This is a genomic window from Larkinella harenae (assembly GCF_054780515.1).
This window is the reverse complement of the sequence record NZ_BAAGWE010000001.1, coordinates 1853313-1871844: the sequence shown is the minus strand read 5'-3', so window position 1 is coordinate 1871844 and position 18532 is coordinate 1853313. Positions and strand designations below refer to the sequence as shown.

15 protein-coding genes are annotated in these 18532 nt (G+C 50.8%); 8 read left to right on the top strand and 7 right to left on the bottom strand.

Features of this window, described 5'->3' with window-relative positions; all coding sequences use genetic code 11:
* Nucleotides 1-139 precede the first annotated feature (139 nt).
* From ACYVH9_RS07585 to tsaD, 4 genes are all read right to left on the bottom strand, one after another.
* Nucleotides 140-1912, bottom strand: coding sequence for a phospho-sugar mutase (locus tag ACYVH9_RS07585; RefSeq protein WP_460635696.1), 1773 nt, complete (start codon nt 1910-1912; stop codon nt 140-142).
* Nucleotides 1913-2014: 102 nt separating this feature from the next.
* Nucleotides 2015-2869, bottom strand: coding sequence for a hypothetical protein (locus tag ACYVH9_RS07580; protein WP_460635695.1), 855 nt, complete (start codon nt 2867-2869; stop codon nt 2015-2017).
* Between the two features lie 46 nt (nt 2870-2915).
* The gene (locus ACYVH9_RS07575; RefSeq protein ID WP_460635694.1) at nt 2916-3752 is read right to left on the bottom strand and encodes an MOSC domain-containing protein; all 837 of its coding nucleotides are present in this window, start codon (nt 3750-3752) and stop codon (nt 2916-2918) included.
* A gap of 44 nt (nt 3753-3796) precedes the next feature.
* Nucleotides 3797-4792, bottom strand: a complete 996-nt coding sequence (gene tsaD, locus ACYVH9_RS07570) for a tRNA (adenosine(37)-N6)-threonylcarbamoyltransferase complex transferase subunit TsaD (RefSeq protein WP_460635693.1) — start codon at nt 4790-4792, stop codon at nt 3797-3799.
* A 136-nt stretch (nt 4793-4928) separates the two neighbouring features.
* Here tsaD and ACYVH9_RS07565 point away from each other — a divergent pair, with 136 nt between their 5' ends.
* From ACYVH9_RS07565 to ACYVH9_RS07550, 4 genes are all read left to right on the top strand, one after another.
* Nucleotides 4929-9578: a translocation/assembly module TamB domain-containing protein gene (locus ACYVH9_RS07565; RefSeq protein ID WP_460635692.1), complete on the top strand. Its 4650-nt coding sequence runs from the start codon at nt 4929-4931 to the stop codon at nt 9576-9578.
* 230 nt (nt 9579-9808) lie between these two features.
* Complete coding sequence (locus tag ACYVH9_RS07560; RefSeq protein ID WP_460635691.1) at nt 9809-11206, top strand: efflux transporter outer membrane subunit; 1398 nt, start codon at nt 9809-9811, stop codon at nt 11204-11206.
* A gap of 269 nt (nt 11207-11475) precedes the next feature.
* Complete coding sequence (locus ACYVH9_RS07555) at nt 11476-11796, top strand: hypothetical protein (protein ID WP_460635690.1); 321 nt, start codon at nt 11476-11478, stop codon at nt 11794-11796.
* 62 nt (nt 11797-11858) lie between these two features.
* On the top strand, nt 11859-12005 hold the full coding sequence (locus tag ACYVH9_RS07550) for a hypothetical protein (RefSeq protein WP_460635689.1): 147 nt from the start codon (nt 11859-11861) through the stop codon (nt 12003-12005).
* Nucleotides 12006-12083: 78 nt separating this feature from the next.
* On the opposite strand, the gene ACYVH9_RS07545 is transcribed toward ACYVH9_RS07550, so the two are convergent.
* On the bottom strand, nt 12084-13298 hold the full coding sequence (locus tag ACYVH9_RS07545) for an isochorismate synthase (protein WP_460635688.1): 1215 nt from the start codon (nt 13296-13298) through the stop codon (nt 12084-12086).
* Between the two features lie 248 nt (nt 13299-13546).
* On the opposite strand from ACYVH9_RS07545, the gene ACYVH9_RS07540 reads away from it, so the two are divergent.
* Together ACYVH9_RS07540 and ACYVH9_RS07535 are read left to right on the top strand one after the other, a co-directional pair.
* The gene (locus ACYVH9_RS07540; protein WP_460635687.1) at nt 13547-14314 is read left to right on the top strand and encodes a LytR/AlgR family response regulator transcription factor; all 768 of its coding nucleotides are present in this window, start codon (nt 13547-13549) and stop codon (nt 14312-14314) included.
* A gap of 1 nt (nt 14315) precedes the next feature.
* Nucleotides 14316-15359, top strand: coding sequence for a sensor histidine kinase (locus ACYVH9_RS07535; protein WP_460635686.1), 1044 nt, complete (start codon nt 14316-14318; stop codon nt 15357-15359).
* Between the two features lie 34 nt (nt 15360-15393).
* On the opposite strand, the gene ACYVH9_RS07530 is transcribed toward ACYVH9_RS07535, so the two are convergent.
* Complete coding sequence (locus tag ACYVH9_RS07530; RefSeq protein WP_460635685.1) at nt 15394-15801, bottom strand: response regulator; 408 nt, start codon at nt 15799-15801, stop codon at nt 15394-15396.
* 242 nt (nt 15802-16043) lie between these two features.
* On the bottom strand, nt 16044-16469 hold the full coding sequence (locus ACYVH9_RS07525; protein ID WP_460635684.1) for a hotdog fold thioesterase: 426 nt from the start codon (nt 16467-16469) through the stop codon (nt 16044-16046).
* 149 nt (nt 16470-16618) lie between these two features.
* Between ACYVH9_RS07525 and ACYVH9_RS07520 the strand changes: the two genes are divergently transcribed.
* The gene (locus ACYVH9_RS07520; RefSeq protein ID WP_460635683.1) at nt 16619-17257 is read left to right on the top strand and encodes a histidine phosphatase family protein; all 639 of its coding nucleotides are present in this window, start codon (nt 16619-16621) and stop codon (nt 17255-17257) included.
* A 169-nt stretch (nt 17258-17426) separates the two neighbouring features.
* The gene (locus ACYVH9_RS07515) at nt 17427-18494 is read left to right on the top strand and encodes a sensor histidine kinase (RefSeq protein WP_460635682.1); all 1068 of its coding nucleotides are present in this window, start codon (nt 17427-17429) and stop codon (nt 18492-18494) included.
* The last annotated feature ends 38 nt before the right edge of the window (nt 18495-18532 follow it).

Sequence of the window (18532 nt, the reverse complement as noted above, 5' to 3'; positions counted from 1 at the left end):
TCAAAGTAAAATTTTTTATTAGCAAAAATCAAATTTTACAACCTTTCCACAAAAAAAATATTTTCCACCCACCAAGAAATGCGCAATAAAAAAGCCGAAACTGCGTTTCGGCTTTTTCTGGTACTGAAATCCAGCCCTTTTAAGAAAGGTTCAAGTCGGTCATAACCGATTGAACTTTCTGCTTCAGTTTCGCATATACCGCGTCAAAGTCGGCTTTGTTGGCCAAGGGCTCATTCACACTGACGTAAAACTTGATCTTTGGTTCGGTACCTGACGGACGGGCCGAGACCTTGCTGCCATCGGCGGTGAAGAATTGCAACACGTTCGATGCTTCAATCCCCATTTTTCCGGATTCGATCGCGGTTTTCTCCCCGGTTTTCAGGTCGGTCCGCTCCAGCGCTTTGTAATCGTCCACCCGAATAACCGGCGAACCAGCGATTTCTTTCGGCGGGTTTGCCCGGAAATCGGCCATCATCTGCTGAATCTCTTCGGCTCCGGTCTTTCCTTTTTTCGTCAGCGAAATCAGTCCCTCGTAATAAAACCCGAACTTCTGATACATTTCCATCAGCAGATCGAACAGGCTCAACCCGTTGTCTTTGGCGTAGGCCGTCAGCTCGGCAATCATGGCGCAGGACGCAATGGCATCCTTATCCCGCACAAAATCTCCAATCAAATACCCGTAACTTTCCTCGCCCCCGCCGATAAACTGCTGTTGGCCTTCCAGTTCGCGAATAATCTGGGCAATGTATTTAAAACCCGTCAGCGTGTTGTAGCACGACACCCCGTACTGTTCGCACATTTTGTCGATCAGGTCGGTTGTTACGATAGTTTTGGCTACAAACTCTTTGCCCGTCAATTTTCCGGCATCCTGCCAGGCCTGCAACAGGTAGTAAATAATCAGACTGGCCATCTGATTCCCATTCAGCAGCTCAAATTCTCCGTGGTGGTTGCGGGCACCCGATCCGACCCGGTCGGCATCGGGGTCGGTGGCCATGATTAAATCCGCGTTGAGGGCTTCAGCTTTATCCAAGGCCAGTTTCATGGCATCGCGCTCCTCGGGGTTCGGCGATTTTACGGTCGGGAAATTACCATCTGGCTGCGCTTGTTCTTCCACAATATTGACGTTGGTAAAACCGAGGGCTTCCAGCACGCGCGGAACCAGGGTAATGCCGGTGCCGTGAATGGGCGTAAAGACAATTTTCAGGTCTTTCTGCCGCGCAATGACGTCGGGATTGATGGAGTTCGACTTGATGCGTTCCACGTACACACGGTCAATCTCCTCATCAATCAGGTGAATCTTTCCGGTCGACGAATCGCCGGGTACACCCTCAAACTTTACGTCGTCAATGGACGTGATTTTGTTGACTTCCGCAATGATATTTTTGTCGTGGGGGGCTACAACCTGTCCGCCGTCGCTCCAGTAGGCTTTATAACCGTTGTATTCCGGCGGGTTGTGCGAAGCCGTCACTACAATTCCACTCTGACAACCCAGTTGCCGAATGGCAAACGACAACTCGGGCGTCGGGCGCAGCGCGCTGAACAGATACACCTCAATCCCGTTGGCGGAGAAAATATCAGCCACTATCCGCGCAAATTCCGGGCTCATCCGGCGGCTGTCGTGCGCAATCGCCACTTTAATGTCGGTGTCCGGAAAAGCAGCATTCAGGTAATTGGCCAGCCCTTGCGTGGCCGCTCCAACGGTGTAGCGGTTCATGCGATTGGAGCCTACCCCAATCACTCCGCGCAGTCCGCCCGTGCCAAATTCTAAGCTTTTATAGAAGGAGTCTGTCAGTTCTGTGGTTTCGCCGTTGTCCAGTAATTTCTGGATGGCGGCTTTTGTTTCAGCGTCGTAATTTCCGTTTAGCCATTGGTCGATGGTAGCCTGGGTTGCGGAATCAATTGCAGTTGTCATGGGAATGAGTGTTAGAATCGGCTGCCAATTTACGGTTCTAACGCAAGGAACCAAATCCTTTCGGTAAAAGCTTTTCTACCCGCAAATAGATTAGAAAATGACTTACAGAATCAAACCGGGCAGCCAAAACACGCCATCGCCAATCCAACGATAACGTTCGTTGGTTAAAAACCGGTTCGGATAGCGCTGAATGGCATACAAAACCGCGCTCATCGCTCCTTCAATGACGGCGGTTCGTTGCGCAAACCGGTCGTCGGCCAGAAAAAAAATGACCAGCGACAAAACCGTTACCACCATCGTGAGGGTGCGCAGCACCACATCACTCCGATCAAAGCCCCAGGTGGTTGCCAGGGAGAATGAGCTGTCTGGAAATTCATAAGCTTCCATGACCGAAAACAACAGCAGATTCTGGAAGACAATCAGCAGAAACAAGACACCCAACCCGATTTCGGACCACCCGATTGTCGGTTTTTGCGCCCACGAACTCCCCCAGACCCCCACGGTGTACACCAGAGTCACCGCCGGTTCTTTCCAGATCAGCTTCCGGTTGGATGCCGGTAACCGTGAAACCACCCAAACATACACTCCCGAAATCAGTCCCAACGCTGTTCCAAACCAGATCACGCTTCTAGGCAGCCAAAACAACAGGATGGCACAAACCGCCACCAGCCCCATGAGCGTCAAAATCAGAACCCGGCGGTTTTCGGCGTGAAACCGGTGCCGGGCCGTTAGCTGCATGCGGGCATTCAAATTCTTGCGGGCATCGTAGAGCCGGTCAGCCGCGTAAATAACAAAAACACAAATACCCAGCAAAACCGTCGTAGCCCAGTCAACGGGGCGGTGTCCGTCTGGCAAACGGGCCACCAGGATATGGGAAATCACCGCACCAACGACCACATCCAGGCTGAGGTAATGGGCGGTTTTTAAAAACTTCGTAATCGACTTAATAAAGGTCATACAACTTCATCTGCCTCCCTCATCCAGCGAAACAGAAAGTGAGTAGTTAAGAAAATGGCAATTGGGCCGGACGCCGTTCCTGAATGGTTACCGCCTGGCCAACGCGCAGAACGCCCGTAGTCTCGGCCAGCACATTTTGCCCAAACAAAATCTTTTTATCCAGCCGCCGGTAGGTCGCCAGCGTTTTGAGCGGCTCTTTTCCTTTCTGCGCCGTTTCCGGGTCAATCGTCGTCAGTACGCACCGGGCGCAGGGCTTCACGCCAGAGAACGTCAGATCGCCAATCTGAAACCGGTACCAGGTATCTTCATCGTGCGGACGGACGCCTTCTATCACCAGATTAGGCCGAAACCGAATCATTTCCAGTGGTTGGTCGACCCGGCGGTTGAGTTCGTCCAGCGAATCGCAGCTAATGACCAAATACGGAAAACCATCGGCAAAACTGACAACATCGTCGGGCTGGGCGTAGCGCGGATCGACCGGACGCAGCGAACTTTCGGGCATGTAGACCAACCGGCACGCAAAACCCAGCAACCGGCTGAACCAGTCGTCAGCCTCCGGCCCTACCACCCGCGCATCAACTGCCTGATCATTCCAGACGTACACCGTCATCGCTTCTCCAGCAGTTTGCCCGAGCGGAATCTGGAGTACCTCCTCCGGGCGATGGCGGTAACAGACCTGTAACGATTGGTCCGTCAGGGCCACGTTTACCAGCGCCATAATGGGATTTTCGCGCTGGGTCAGAAAGGTGCCGTCGGGCCTGACCAGCATCCACCGACGGTCGTACTGGAAGCCTTTCTGCTCAACAACCGCTTCAGTCAGCGAAATGCCCCCCAGGGATTTGATGGGGTAAATCCAGATTTCTTTTAAAACCGGTGCGTTCATGTCGCAAATGTACGCAATTGGTTTCGACGGTAGAGCGAACTATTTTACCAGCGCGGCAGTGGACTGACTTCCTGTGATGTAAATTCTCCTTTTAAATACTTGAAGTGAGCCGCCATTGCGATCATGGCCGCGTTGTCTGTGCAGTATTCAAACTTAGGAATATAAACGTCCCAGCCTTCCTGCTGACCCATCTCGGCCAGGGCTGTCCGTAATCCTGAATTGGCCGACACCCCACCCGCCAGCGCGATTTCCCGAATGCCGGTCTGCCGGGCCGCTTTCCGCAATTTGGTGAGCAGAATCTTGATGAGCGTCTGTTGAATACTGGCACAAATGTCCGGCAGATTCTCCGCAATGAAATCCGGATTTGCTTTGGTTTGCTTTTGCAGGAAATACAAAAAGGCCGTTTTGATTCCGCTAAATGAATAATCCAGCCCCGGCATTTCAACTTCCGGGAACAGGAACGCCGTCGGATTTCCCTGTGTCGCGTAGCGGTCAATCAGCGGCCCGCCCGGATACGGCAGGTTCAGCAATTTAGCGGTTTTGTCAAACGCTTCGCCGACGGCATCATCCTGCGTCTGTCCAATAATTTCCATGTCCAGGTGATCCCGAACCCGTACAATCTGGGTATGGCCTCCGCTAACGGTCAGGCACAAAAACGGGAACGTGGGGGTTTTGTGTTCCTCAATGAAATGCGCCAGAACATGCGCCTGCATGTGATGCACTTCGATCAGCGGAATCCCCAGCGCCAGCGCCAGGGCTTTCGCAAAAGAGGTTCCGACTAAAAGTGAGCCCAATAAGCCCGGACCGCGGGTAAAAGCAACGGCACTTAGCGCGTTTTTTTGTATATTTGCCTCTTGTAAAGCGCGTTCGACAACCGGTACAATTCGTTGCTGATGAACGCGCGAAGCCAGCTCAGGGACAACGCCACCATATTGTTCATGAATTAACTGTGTGGCTACAACATTGGATTGTATTTTTCCGTTAACACAAACAGCAGCCGACGTCTCGTCGCAAGAAGATTCAATTGCCAGAATTATCATTTTTCAACCGTAATGAATCTCGAAATTAATGAATAATGACCAATGAATAATGAATTTCTGCGCTGGGTTGGTTGGTCGCCCTCCCATCAGACACCCATTTTTCAACTTTCATTGTTCACGGCTCACTAAACACTAGATGCGTTCTTTTTTCACCATACTCCTCAAGACCCTGCTTTACACCGTTCTGGTGGTACTGCTCGTCGTCGGGATTGTGGTGGTTAGTCTTCAAATACCAGCGGTGCAAACAAAGCTGGTGCGCTATGCAGCCAAACGGGTATCCCAGGAATTACTATTTCCAGTTGATATTCAACGCATTGCCATCAACTTTTCGTTCCCGAACGTTTGGGTCAATTCCGTTACGCTGGAGGAGGTTTCGATTCGGAACCGCGACCAGCAACCTATGATCAATGTCGGACGGCTGGAGGTGTCGCTCGAACTCGAAACCCTCATCAGCAACTCCAAAAATGCCATTCATCTGGATGAAGTGCTGCTCTACAAACCCGATGTAGTGCTGGTGAAGGATGCCCAAACCGGCAATCTGAACATGGATGATTTTCTGGAACGGATCAACGAAATGACCCGCGACACGACCAAACCGTCGGTTGCCAACCAGAATATCCCGTTTACCATCGGCAAAGCTACGCTGATCGACGGCAAATTTACGTACCACGACCAGCGAAAGCCAACCATGAGCGGCCGGCGGTTCGACTACAATCATTTCATCGTCAACGGCTTGAGTGCCAGCTTAAAAGACTTCCTGCTCCTCGGCGATACCATTGCGGTGGACATTAAGCGCATGAAAGGCCTTGAGAAGCAAGCTGATCTGCGTATTCACCGGCTAGACACAAAATTTCTTTACTGCGCCAAAGAAATGCGGCTGGATAACCTCCTGGCGCGCATTAATGGCTCGACGGTACGCAACCGGCTGGTCTTTTCCTACGATAGCTTTTCCGCCTTCAATGAATTCAATGACGAAGTGATCATGCGCGCCAATCTGCGGAATGCCGTGGTGCGGGCGCAAGACCTGGCTCCTTTTACGTCGTATTTTGACCGAAATTTTGATGTTGCCCAGGCGTCCGGCGATTACGTCGGGTATATCCGGAACTTTAAAGTTTCCAATGCCGATATACGGTTTGGCCAACACTACCGCAGCCGGCTCGTCGGCAACCTGTCCTTCAAGGGCTTACCAGATACCGATGTTAACACGGAAGTAGATTTTCGATTCAAGCCCTCGCAGGTAAACATGCAGGATTTGCGGCCTTATTATTCCGATTCGGCGTTCAATCAGATCGCCCGGAAGCTGGGCACCGTTGATTTTGCGGCTACCTACACCGGACGGTTCATCGATTTCAAAACCGTTGGCACGTTTCAGACCGCCATCGGTACGGTTTCGGGCGATCTGGCCCTGCACCTGAACGGCGACCGGGCTACCACGTACCGGGGGAATCTCAAACTATCCAGCGTGGACGTGGGAGCACTGATCAACCAGCCGCAGCTGCTTCAGAAAGTCGACGGACAAGGGCAGTTTGAGGGCAAGGGACTAACGATCAAAGACGGCTCACTGAACCTGAATGCCCGATTCAGCCGCGTTGGCTTTCAACAGTACGACTACCGCAACATGGCCATCAATGGCAATTTGCAAAAGTCTTTCTTCAACGGACAGGTCAGCGTTCAGGATACAAATCTGACTTTCAGCCTGAACGGTGAGTTTGACCTTCGAGGCCCTAAAAACCAGTTCGATGTTCGAGGAACCGTTCAAAAGGCCGATTTTCTGGCTACCAAACTTCTGGACGACAGTCTGACGATTCGGAGCGATCTCAATGTCCAGCTGGTGGGCAATACCCTCAACGAAATTGTTGGCAACGCCCGGCTGCTCAATACGTCGATGACCTACCGCAAGCGGAGTCTGGTGCTGGATACGCTGTTTCTAGCCTCGTCGGTCGAGAACGATGAACGGTCAATTGCTGTCAATTCGGATTACCTGGACGCCAATCTGAAAGGCAACTTCCAGCTGACTCAGGTGGCCGATGATTTGAACCGTATTGCAAAAGAATACCGCCTGAATTTTGCGGGAAATGCCGCCGGAATGGCCGCTTACTACCAGCAGAAGCTCCGTAAACCGGTGCCGGTTACGCCGTACAACATTGACTATTCTTTCTTGCTGAAAAATTCACAACCGCTGCTGGCGTTGCTTTACCCGTCGCTATATGTGTCGCCCAACGCCCGGCTGGAAGGGCGCTTTGGCGTTGATCAGTCATCGCTGCTCACCGTCAATGGCGTTATCGATACCCTGAAATTTGACGAATACAACTTTTACAAAAGCACGATTGACCTCAATACTTCCAAGTACGTTACTTCCCCGGATGTATTGGCGTCGTTGATTATCAATTCGGCCCAGCAGCAATTCGGCTCGTTGGCAGCCACCGAGAATTTACAGGCAGAAGCCTCCTGGGACGTTAATCACATCGATTTCACCACCAGCCTGCAACAGCAGAAAAGCACCAATCGCGCCGATCTGAACGGGGCGCTCACCTTCAAAGGCGATGCCATTGATATCGAATTAAAACAATCCCGCTTTCGTTTGCTGGATAGTACCTGGACTATTTCGCCCGACAACCTGGTCCGGATCGTGGGTCCCGAAATAAGCATCCGGAATCTATCCGTTTCCAACCAGAACCAACTGATTTCGATCAGCGGCAAGGCATCGCAGGATTCACTCGAAGCCCTGCAAATTGAGACGAAAAACTTCCTGCTGGCTACACTTAATCCGGTATTCAACACTCATATTTCGGGAGTTGCCAACGGCAAAGTGGCCGTGCGGGGGCTATACGGTTTACCGCTGCTCGACGGAAACATCACGATTGATTCGCTCAAATACAACGATTTTCTGATTGGAACGGTCGTAAATCGCAGTATGCTTGACCAGGCCAACCGGATCAAACTGGATACACGCATCCGCCGGTTTGACCGTGAAGTGCTGGCAATCACAGGCGTCTATAGTTCCGGCAAATCGGTCAAAGAACCCCTGGATCTGCGGGCCGTCATGGAAGGAACAGATTTGCGTATTCTGGAACCTTTCCTGAAAGGAATGGCGACCAATATGGGCGGAACAGCCACGGGCGTTGTAACGGTTAAAGGACAAGTCAGCAATCCGGTTCTGGGCGGCACCGTTGACATCACAAACGGCAGACTAACCCTCGATTACCTGAAAGCCGACGTTGGCTTTTCCGATAAAATCTACTTTGGCCCCAATGAAATCGTCGCGCGCAATATGGTGCTGACGGATCTGAACGGTGGTCGGGCCACCTTACGGGGTGGTATTTTTCACGATGGTTTCAAGTATTTCACCGTGGATCTGAACATCGTAGACATGAAGAATTTCAAGATCATGAATACGACCTTGAAAGATAACGATGATTTTTACGGCACCGCCGTCGCCAGTGGACGAGCCAGTATCGAAGGCCCTTTCGACAATCTGGTGATCCGAGCCAACGTAACCAGCAACCGGGGTACCCGTATTTTCATTCCGCTCGATCAGGCCGCCACGGTTTCGCAGGAAGAAGTGATACGCTTTATCAACGTCAGCCCGGCTCACCGCGACAGCCTTAACAAGGTCAATGAACCCCAGGTCGATCTGTCGGGGATTCGGATGGACTTCAACCTGTCGATCACGCCGGAAGCCTATTGCGAAATTCAGCTTGACCGCCAGACCGGCGACATCATTAAAGCGTACGGAACCGGGCAACTTGCCATGCGGGTTGATACGAAAGGCGATTTTACGATGACTGGTTCGTACGAAATTGAGAAGGGCGAATACACGTTCACCTTCGAAAATGTGATCAACAAACGGTTTCAAATGCTACCCAACAGCCGCATTACCTGGACCGGCGATCCGTACGAAGCCATGGTGGATGTTAAAACGGCCTATACGCAGTATGCATCGTTATCCCCCATTTTGCAGTTTTATTCGGCCAATTCAGCCAATAATCCCGACCGAAACCGCCGGTATCCCGTTGATCTGCTCATCAACCTAAACGGCCGGCTCCTGCAACCGGAAATTTCCTACGATCTGAAAGTTAAGGAGTACCCGCAACAACCGGATTTCCGGCAAGCCGTTGCTGCCTTCGAATCCCGGTTGAAAAGCAACGACCAGGAATTGGGTCGTCAGGTCAGCAGTATTTTATTGTTCAGCCAGCTCGCCCCCGGCGAAGGCATGGGTCTGATCGATCCCGCATCCGCCAACAACGGGATGGTGAGTTCGGGCTTAACCAACAGTTTGAGCGAGTTGCTTTCCAACCAAATCAGCCGACTGGCCTCTACGCTGGACAAAAACCTGGATGTGGGGGTTTCTCTAAATGGTCTGGATCAAAACCTGGTGAATAACCTCCAGGTGCGTCTTTCTTACCGTTTCAACGACCGTTTCCGCATCAGCCGGGATGGTGGCTTTACGTATGGTCAAAACCAGACCAACGTGGCCAGTTTGCTGGGCGAATGGACGCTCGAATACTGGCTCTCCCCCGACGGGCAGCTTCGGCTGAAAATGTACAACCGGAACCAGAACCAACTGGGGGCGTTCAACGCCACAACATACGGCACAATCACAACCGGGGGGGGGATGAGTATTCAGTATACCCGCTCGTTCAACCGGCTATTTGGCCCCCAACCGGAGCCCCCCCGCCCCGGTGTCCGGCCCCGGCCAACCCCCATCGAGCGGCCCTCCCATACCCTACCGCCTGTGCCAGCTGCCACATCGGCTTTGCAGGATCGGGAAGAGAGTCATTTCTAACCAAACCGCGGCCGATTAAGGATCGGGTTAGTTGAAAAATTAGAAGAACTTACATAAATCTATCCGGGCACCGAAACCTTTTAAAAGTCGGCAGACGTTCTGGGTGTAATGCCCTTTCACACCATCTCTCCTTTCGTCTTTATTCCTTCTGTTGAATGATCGTTTTCCCGATTTAAGCAGACGGTTTTCGAATAAAATTGCAAGGCTGCTTCGGCCACCAGATAAAAAGTATGAGGAAGTCAATTCTTGCCAGTTTTACCGTTTTATTACTCAGTGCCACTACGTTATTGGCGCAAACCACAGCCTCTTCGGGCGGGTCATCGGGAGGGGCCGGAGTTTCTGCGGCTGCTCAGTCCGGCTCGGTACGTGATGGCTGGGCGGTTTTTCACGATCCTACCCTCGATTCCCTGATCGACGTTGGATTGCTCAACAATCCCGACATTCGGGTGGCCATCAACCGGGTTGAAGAAGCTCGCATTCGGGTTCGGGTGGCCGAATCGTACCTGTCTCCTTCCATTCGAAGCAGCATCAATTTCAACACCCAGAGTTTATCGGAATACCGCCCCGTGGCCGTTCCGGTTACGAGCGAAAAGCTGCCCCGGATTCAGCTCAACACGCTCCAGATTCTGCCCATCGATGCCAGTTACGAGGTCGACTTATTCCGGCGCATTCGCAACACGGTTCGAATGACCGACCTGCAACGGCAGGTTTCGGAATCAGATGTTCAGATAACGCAACTGGTCGTAGCATCGGAAATTGCCCGGCTGTACTACCTCATTCGGGCCAATGAAAGTGAGCAAACCGTCGTCCGACGCAACATCAGCCTGCGTGATTCCACCATTTCCATTATCCGGGCGCGTTTTACGGCCGGACTGACCAACGAAATTGACGCCAAGCGTGCCGAAACGGATATTGCCAATGTGCGGGTTCTGTTGCTGGGATTGGAGCGGAGCCGGACGGAACTGGTAAACGGTTTAGCGAATCTTTGCGGTCAAAATCCCGCCCTATTCAGTCTGTCGGCCGGGCGGCTGGCAACCAGCTTTCCTGACTTGCCGTTTGCCTCTATCAGCTCCGACCAACTCCGCCGTCGGCCCGACATTCGCCAGGCGGAGCAGCAAACGCAGGTCGCCAACGTTCAGGTTCAGGTCAACCGTTCGTACCTCTATCCCCGCGTCAACCTGCAAGGCTCGGGCGGCACCCTGACCGGGCGGATCGGCGGTTTATTCTTTCCGGCCAGCATGACCTATCTGCTCGGCGTCAACGCCAGCGTTCCGATTTTTGAAGGGAAACGCAACCAGCAGAATATTGGGCTGGCGCAACAGCAATACCGTACCGCTGATGCCTCCTACCAGCAGCGGGTTCTGAATGCCCAGCGCGAAGCCGAGACGGCACTGGATAACCTGCAAAATACCCGTCAGCAGGTCACTGCACAAAACATCGCCCTCGAATCGGCCCGCTACACCGAACGGCTGAACCGCGAACTGTTTGTAAAAGGCCTGACAACGTTTCTGGAAGTACTGGATGCGCAGCGAACCGTGCTCGACTCAGAACGGCAGCTGGTTATTTTGCAGGGTCAGCAGGCGTCGTACACGGTAGCCTTGCTGAAAGCACTGGGCGGTAGCTTCTAAAAGCGTACGGTTGCAGCCCGAAAACTACCGCATTCCAACCTGTAGGTTCGACAAAAAATCAAACAGTCCGCCCCGCTTGGGCAGGATTGCTCCTTTATAATCAGGCGGCTAACTACCCAGGTTCTGCTCTACGAAACCAATGGAATTTCGTAGAGCTTTCTGTTTGTAATCCCATTCCATCAATCCCCCTGGTTCTTTCAAACCTTCTTAGATATGCCGGGTTGTAGAGGTATTTAGTTATCAAGAACACTCAACTAATTATAAACGCTATGGAATCTCAAAGCAACATCATGCAAAGCAACGCCGATACAGATTCAACGGGCACTACCGCAACCGACCTCGATTTGTCCACTACGGCTACTGCCCGTGATCTGGACGATCCGGACACGGGAGGAGCGCATTATCCCGGTAAAATGGCGACAAGCGGCTACGGCGGCATGGATAGCATACCAACGGCCCCGGAAGATGAAGATGCCCAACTGGAAGATGAGGAAGAATACGATGAGGAGGAACTAACTATCGTCGATGGAGAGGAAGATGACGAAGAGGACCTGATCGACGAAGAGGAACAGAACGGACATGGTTTCTGATTGCAAAAAACTTGCCTGACGAATCAGTAAACCATCCCTCGAACGCTATAATCAACGAACGAATGGAACCGAAAGAAATCGAAAAAACCGATCAGGAGTCGGAAGAAACTGCTCCCGAGAGCGACACACAGTCATCGGCCAGCAGTGCGCAGGGAAATCGCGAAACCGATGAACATCGGGCGCCAAACGACCCGGCAGAAGGGAATTGACTGAATGATGAATTAGGGATGATGAACAATCAAGGGCTGACGCAGCGCAAATCTTCATCGTTCATCATCCTTAACTCATCATTTCAAAAGAGACAACATCGTATCACACTTCAACTCCGTTTCACGCCATTCTTTGGCGGGCACCGAATCTTCCGTAAGTCCGGCACCGGCATAGAGCGTACCGGTTACCCCTTCCAGTTTCATGCAACGCAGGTTGACAAACAAATGCGTTTCGGGTCCATCGTTGCGAAAGAGATTGACGGGACCGAGAAAACCGCTATAAAGTTCACGCGGGTGCGTTTCGTGTTGCAAAATAAAGTCTAGCGCTTCTTCCCGGGGCATACCACAAACCGCCGAGGTTGGGTGTAGCAAGCGCAGCATCACCGTACCCAGTTGCGGAAAATTAACGGCCTGGGTATCCACGGAATAATCCGACCGCAGGTGCATCAAGTTGCCTGCCACAACCGTTCGTGGGCCTTCTTCCAGGTATTCCCGAATCCGGATTTTTTTGAAACAGCCAATAATATACCGGCCAACCAGGGCCTGTTCTTCAATTTCTTTCTGCGTCCAGGGAGCATCCGCCGTCCGCTTGGGCTTGCCTTCAGAATCAAACGCCGACTGTGTACCGGCCAGGGCAACAGTCTGGAAAATACCGCGCGCATCAACGCTTACCAGCCGCTCGGGCGTAGCACCAATCCAGACCTGATTCCGGTCGGGCAAATAAACCGCCGAGATAAAGGCACTCGGGTAGGCATGGCACATGCGGTTAAACAACGCCGGAATATCAGGCTGTTCGTCAAACGTGACGGTTTTGGTCCGCGATAAGACAACCTTGCGAAACTTCCCGCGTTCGATCTGCCGCGTCGCTCTGGCCACGGTTTCTTCAAAACGGCTCTGCTGATTGCCCGCCGGTTCAATGGCCGTCACCTTAGGAACGGTTTGCTGCGGTTTACCAGACGCAGCCTCTTTCAAAAGCGTCTGCGCGGCCACACTATCCATCGAAAGCTTGTTCTGTGTGTCCAGCACATTGCCTTCTTCATCGAAACGCCAGTAAAAATCAGCCTTTAAGAACAGGGTATTTTCCGTGTCCGGATTCATAAAAGGGCCAACGGCAAAGCCCATCGGCAGCTCCTCTAAATCCATCACCACGGACGAAACCGTTCCGGACGTGTCGATGATTAATTCTCGTTCGGTTTGATTCGGCAACCGCCAGAGGGCCGCCGGGTAGCCAGCCTGAACAGCAGCCCGCCAGAGATCCCGGCTGGTTTGCTTCGTTTGTACAGTTGATGACAAGTGCGTTGAAAATTGCATTATCGAAATAGAGTCGCTGCAAATTTAGTTCTATTTAGGTAACAGTTTGTTCTTATTTTTTGTGCGCGACATTCGCTAGTTATCGAAAAATATCTTCCGTCCAGCCCCTACAATTCAGGTCATCAGATGCACAATTCACGCTATCTTTTGCCCAATTCATCTCTTCTCCGGTTGGCAATCCTCTCATTTGCACCGTATTTAATCTGTTTTTTTAACCGGTACGGAAATCTATGAATTTGCTGATCGTTGAGGACGAGCCGCTGGCCGTTCAGAAACTCGTTAAATTATTGAACCAGATTGATTCCAACCTCCAAATCGCTGGCGTTACAGACGGCATCGAATCAACCGTCGATTGGCTGACGGCGAACTCCTTGCCTGATTTGATTCTGATGGATATTGAACTGTCCGACGGGCAGAGCTTTGAAATATTTAACCTCGTCTCTGTGGAATGCCCCGTTGTTTTCACAACTTCCTACGATGAGTCCGCCGTAAAGTCGTTTCAGATTAACCGTTTCGATTACCTCCTGAAACCCATCAAGAAAGAAGAACTGGAGCAGGTTCTTCGCAAACACCAGGAAAAAACCGTTCCCAAGGTTACACCAGTTGGTATCGGCGAGTTGGTCGATGATTTACGGAGACAATCCCGCAAACCAGAATTTCGGAATCAGTTTCTGGCCAAAATCCAACAGCAGTTGGTATCGGTCGAAGCCTCTGAAGTCAGTTTCTTTTACACTAAAGACGAAACGACCTATTTGTATAGCCGGGACAACAAACGGTTTGTAGTTGACTATTCCCTCGATACGCTGGAGTATCTCCTCGAACCGAATCGATTTTTTCGCATCAACGACCAGTTTATTGTGGAATACCGAGCCGTTTCGCAAATTCATGCTTACCTTAATGGACAACTTACGTTGAATCTGAAATCGGGAGGTTTGGTACAGGACATTGTTGTCAGCCACGACCGCGCGAAGGAGTTCAAAGCATGGATTGGCCGGTAAAATGCAAAAATTGAATGACAAATGGATGCGTCTGATTGGCGTCCCGCTCCTGGCGCTCACGGGTCAATGGGCGATGTACGGGTATACCAATGTGCCCTACCCGGACGACTGGCGAATTCCGTTTTTCTTTATTCTGGGCAGTATAGCCGTTTGGGAAAGCAATCGCTGGGGCATCATTTTATCGCGCCGTAAGTACCCGGAACTCACCCAAACCTCGCACCGCATTCTATATCAGCTCAGTTGGTTTATGTTCTTTGCGAGCCTGATCCGTATTACACAAACGTACTTCTACGAACTCATTGGTCTTTGGCCCGTTGCCGATCACCTGCAATTTAAACCGTACTTTTTCAACACCCTCGTCTCGGTGGTTGGTACCGTGCAGATTGCGGCTTATTACGAAGGCGTTTACCTCTATCAGCGCTGGAAAGTAACCTATACAGAAGCGCAGGAACTAAAGAAAGTAAACCTGCAAAGCCAGCTTGATTCGCTGAAAACCCAGATCAATCCCCATTTTCTGTTCAACAACCTCAACTCGCTGTCGTCGCTCATCACGAGCGATACAGAACAGGCCGAATTGTTTGTGGACGAACTTTCGTCGGTTTACCGCTACCTACTTCAGCAAAATAACCGCGATTTGTGCCCGCTCAGCGACGAAATCCAGTTTATCAAAGCGTATTTTCACCTGCTCAAAACCCGGTACGGCGACGGTATTTTTATGGAAACCCAGATCGGACCAGATTACCTGACCTACCTCATTCCTCCCCTGACACTACAGATTCTGCTCGAAAACGCCATCAAACACAACATCATTGCGGTCAGCCGCCCTCTGACAATCCGACTGTATACACGCAACGATCGGCTATTTGTGGAAAATAACATTCAGAAGAAAAAGATGGCCGTTCCTTCCAACCAGATTGGACTGCAAAACATCCTAACTAAGTACAAATTACTCGCTAATTCACCCGTCACGATCCACAATGATGAACAAATGTTCCTGGTGGGCGTACCGCTACTGACACCGACCGCGGAGGTGTTGATGAAGTGATTGCTCAAACGATCGGTTTTCGTAATCGCTGTATTCAGATGGCCAGCCGGTTGCTTTTCAGCCAGCGCCGACACATATCCTGTAGTTGTTCCTTAATGCCATTGACCGAAATATCTTTAATGATGTAGCCGCTGGCCCCGGCCTTCAGGCAGGCTTCTCGTTCTTTGGGTGACGTTGAATGGGTAAAAATAACCACCGGAATATCCTTCCACTGATCGTCTTCCTTTAGTTGAATCAGCAGTTCGAGCCCATCCATGTAAGGCATCTTAAGATCCAATAGAATCAAATCCGGCTTTGACCGGACCGACTCCATTTTTTGCTGCAGAAAAAGCCCGTCGGAGAAAAGATGAAATGTGTAGCTGGGCAGGTACCGGGTAAAGATCCACTCATACAACAAAAGGTTATCATCATTATCCTCTATAATATAGAGCAGGGGATTCATTTCTCCCATTAATGAATACACCGATGTGGATAAAGAATTACCCAACATTTTATTTTCCATAACGTCTCCGTTGAATCGCTTATATGTAATTACTTATAGTAGCAATAGAGCAAGCAATTATCGGACATTTTTTTAACAAATAAATACTTAGTTATTTTCCGGTACAAAATAATTCCATACCGGGACCTATGGGGTAAATCAGCGACCTAAAACCCGGTCAGACGGGCCCACTTCTCACGTAATCAACCCGCTTGGCTAGCTATAACAGCAACAGTTAACCGGCTAATACATACCAACTTACCCAACTCATCTGTAATCCTGATATCCCAGATATGGGTGGTCCGGCCGATATGAATGGGCGTTACCTTCCCATGCACCCACCCTGCCTTCACGGAGCGAACGTGATTGGCGTTAATTTCCAGACCAACAGCCCGTTGCTTAGTGGGGTCATCCAGGTGCATCACCGACGCAATACTTCCTAGCGTTTCGGCCAGCACAACCGATGCTCCGCCGTGCAAAATTCCGAACGGTTGTTGGGTGCGGTGATCAACCGGCATCCGGGCTGCCAGAAACCCGTCGCCCAGCTCCGTCAGTTCAATGCCCAGGTGGTTCACGATGGAATTAGCATGAAATTGTTGCAATGATTCTAAAGTCCAATCCGGCTTCATTGTATGAAGATTTTTTCGTAATTTTGCAGGCGTTTTCAGTGCAACCTATTGATGAAATTAGTATTAATGGAGTAGCGAACTAGTCGGCACAGTACCTGCTTGTTTTTTATTCGCTGTTCGTTATTCACCTCAATATTATAAAAGCGAGATTGAAACAAAAAACGATATATCTCATTCGCCACGGCGAAACAGATTATAACCGGCAGGGCATTGTCCAGGGAAGCGGAGTTGATTCGGATTTAAATGCAATGGGCCAGGCTCAGGCGCTGGCTTTTTACCAAGCCTACCAGCATATTCCCTTCTCGAAGGTTTATACCTCGAAACTCCGCCGGACGATGCAATCGGTGCAATTTTTCATTGACGCCGGTATTGCTCACGAGAGCTACGAGGGGCTTAACGAAATTAGCTGGGGCGCCCGCGAAGGCAAAACACCCAATAATTTCGATAACGAATATTACCGCACCCTGATTGAAAACTGGGCTGCCGGGCATACCGATTATCCGACCGAAGACGGCGAAAGTCCCAACCAGGTGGCCCAGCGTCAAAAACCGGTCATTGATCTCATTCTCTCCCGTCCAGACGAGAACCCCATCCTGATCTGCATGCACGGTCGGGCTATACGTATTCTGTTGTCATGGATGATGAACGAGTCGCTGGCAACCATGGACCTGTATGAACACAGCAACCTGTGCCTGTATAAGTTAAACTACGATTATGACACGAAGCAGTTTACAATCGAAGTTTCTAATGACAGTACGCACCTGCTGGCGCTGGTGATGCACCACTAACCTGTACCTGTTCTGTATTGCCGCTCTACCACGTTAGCCTACACATATCAAATCAGGCTACTGAAAATTCTATATTACCACTCCTGTAATAAACACCGCACTTCGTCAGCAAACCGTTATATTCGCTCTATATGTACCGCGTCTTTGGAGTTGATTCCTGGAGTAAGCAATGTCTAAGAATAGAATATATTGGTTTTGTCAGATTGCCGGGTGGACGATGCTCATCATGGCCGAGTTCGCCATTTTTACGTTTGCGGAAGGATATAAAGCCGATTTCTTTTACGAAGCAATCGCTACCATTATTCTCTGTGTGCTATTAACCCACCTTTACCGCCTGATGATCAAACGATGGCGATGGGTTCAACTTCCTTTCTTTCAATTAGTTCCGCGGGTTGTTTTATCGGTTTTCGTTTTGGCGGTGATCATGACGATCATCAATTTACCCATCGACAAACAGGTTCTGCCGCAGTACTTAGCCGACGAACCTTCTATCGTTTTAGGCTATCTGCTCAATTGGGGGAAATGCATGCTGGCTTGGGTGCTGAGCTACACCGCCTACCACTACGTCGAACGGTCGCGCGATGCCGAAATTGAAAAAATTCTGTTGAAAACATCCATTCGCGAATCCGAAGCCAAAGTGCTCCGGTCACAACTCAACCCCCATTTTGTTTTCAACGCCCTGAACAGCATTCGGGCGCTGGTTCTCGAAAATCCGACCAAAGCCCAGCAAAGCATCACCCAGCTTTCCAACATTCTCCGCAACTCCCTGCTGGCCGATCGGCGAAAAACCGTCGAACTTCGCGAAGAAATCAAAACCGTTGAAGATTACCTCGCCCTCGAGAAAGTTCGCTACGAAGACCGGTTGAATTGCCGGCTGGAAATTGACCCCAAAACGCAGTATTTGCAGGTCCCGCCCATGATGCTCCAAACCCTGGTTGAAAACGCCATCAAACACGGGGTTCAGAAAGCCATCAACGGGGGTTTTGTTGAACTGACCACCTGGCTGGAAGATCGCCTATTGTTTATCCGCATCCGCAATACGGGCGTTCTGGGCAATACCGAAGCCTCCGGTGGTTTTGGCCTGAAGAATACGGCCCAACGGCTCGAATTGCTGTACGGCCCCGAAGCGAGCTTCAGGATCCAGCAGGAAACCGCCGACGTGGTTTGTGCCGATGTGATGATTCCCATGCAATCGATGGGGGTCTTCAAACGAACCGAAGAATTGAAAAAAGTTTAAAGATTCCGGTTTAGGATTGACGGCTGGCTGACGCATTA

Bases quoted from the DNA above. Each gene is read 5' to 3' on its own strand.
- ACYVH9_RS07585 (WP_460635696.1), bottom strand. From the start codon at position 1,912: ATGACAACTGCAATTGATTCCGCAACCCAGGCTACCATCGACCAATGG.
- ACYVH9_RS07580 (WP_460635695.1), bottom strand. From the start codon at position 2,869: ATGACCTTTATTAAGTCGATTACGAAGTTTTTAAAAACCGCCCATTAC.
- ACYVH9_RS07575 (WP_460635694.1), bottom strand. From the start codon at position 3,752: ATGAACGCACCGGTTTTAAAAGAAATCTGGATTTACCCCATCAAATCC.
- tsaD (WP_460635693.1), bottom strand. From the start codon at position 4,792: ATGATAATTCTGGCAATTGAATCTTCTTGCGACGAGACGTCGGCTGCT.
- ACYVH9_RS07565 (WP_460635692.1), top strand. From the start codon at position 4,929: ATGCGTTCTTTTTTCACCATACTCCTCAAGACCCTGCTTTACACCGTT.
- ACYVH9_RS07560 (WP_460635691.1), top strand. From the start codon at position 9,809: ATGAGGAAGTCAATTCTTGCCAGTTTTACCGTTTTATTACTCAGTGCC.
- ACYVH9_RS07555 (WP_460635690.1), top strand. From the start codon at position 11,476: ATGGAATCTCAAAGCAACATCATGCAAAGCAACGCCGATACAGATTCA.
- ACYVH9_RS07550 (WP_460635689.1), top strand. From the start codon at position 11,859: ATGGAACCGAAAGAAATCGAAAAAACCGATCAGGAGTCGGAAGAAACT.
- ACYVH9_RS07540 (WP_460635687.1), top strand. From the start codon at position 13,547: ATGAATTTGCTGATCGTTGAGGACGAGCCGCTGGCCGTTCAGAAACTC.
- ACYVH9_RS07535 (WP_460635686.1), top strand. From the start codon at position 14,316: ATGCAAAAATTGAATGACAAATGGATGCGTCTGATTGGCGTCCCGCTC.
- ACYVH9_RS07530 (WP_460635685.1), bottom strand. From the start codon at position 15,801: ATGAATCCCCTGCTCTATATTATAGAGGATAATGATGATAACCTTTTG.
- ACYVH9_RS07525 (WP_460635684.1), bottom strand. From the start codon at position 16,469: ATGAAGCCGGATTGGACTTTAGAATCATTGCAACAATTTCATGCTAAT.
- ACYVH9_RS07515 (WP_460635682.1), top strand. From the start codon at position 17,427: ATGTCTAAGAATAGAATATATTGGTTTTGTCAGATTGCCGGGTGGACG.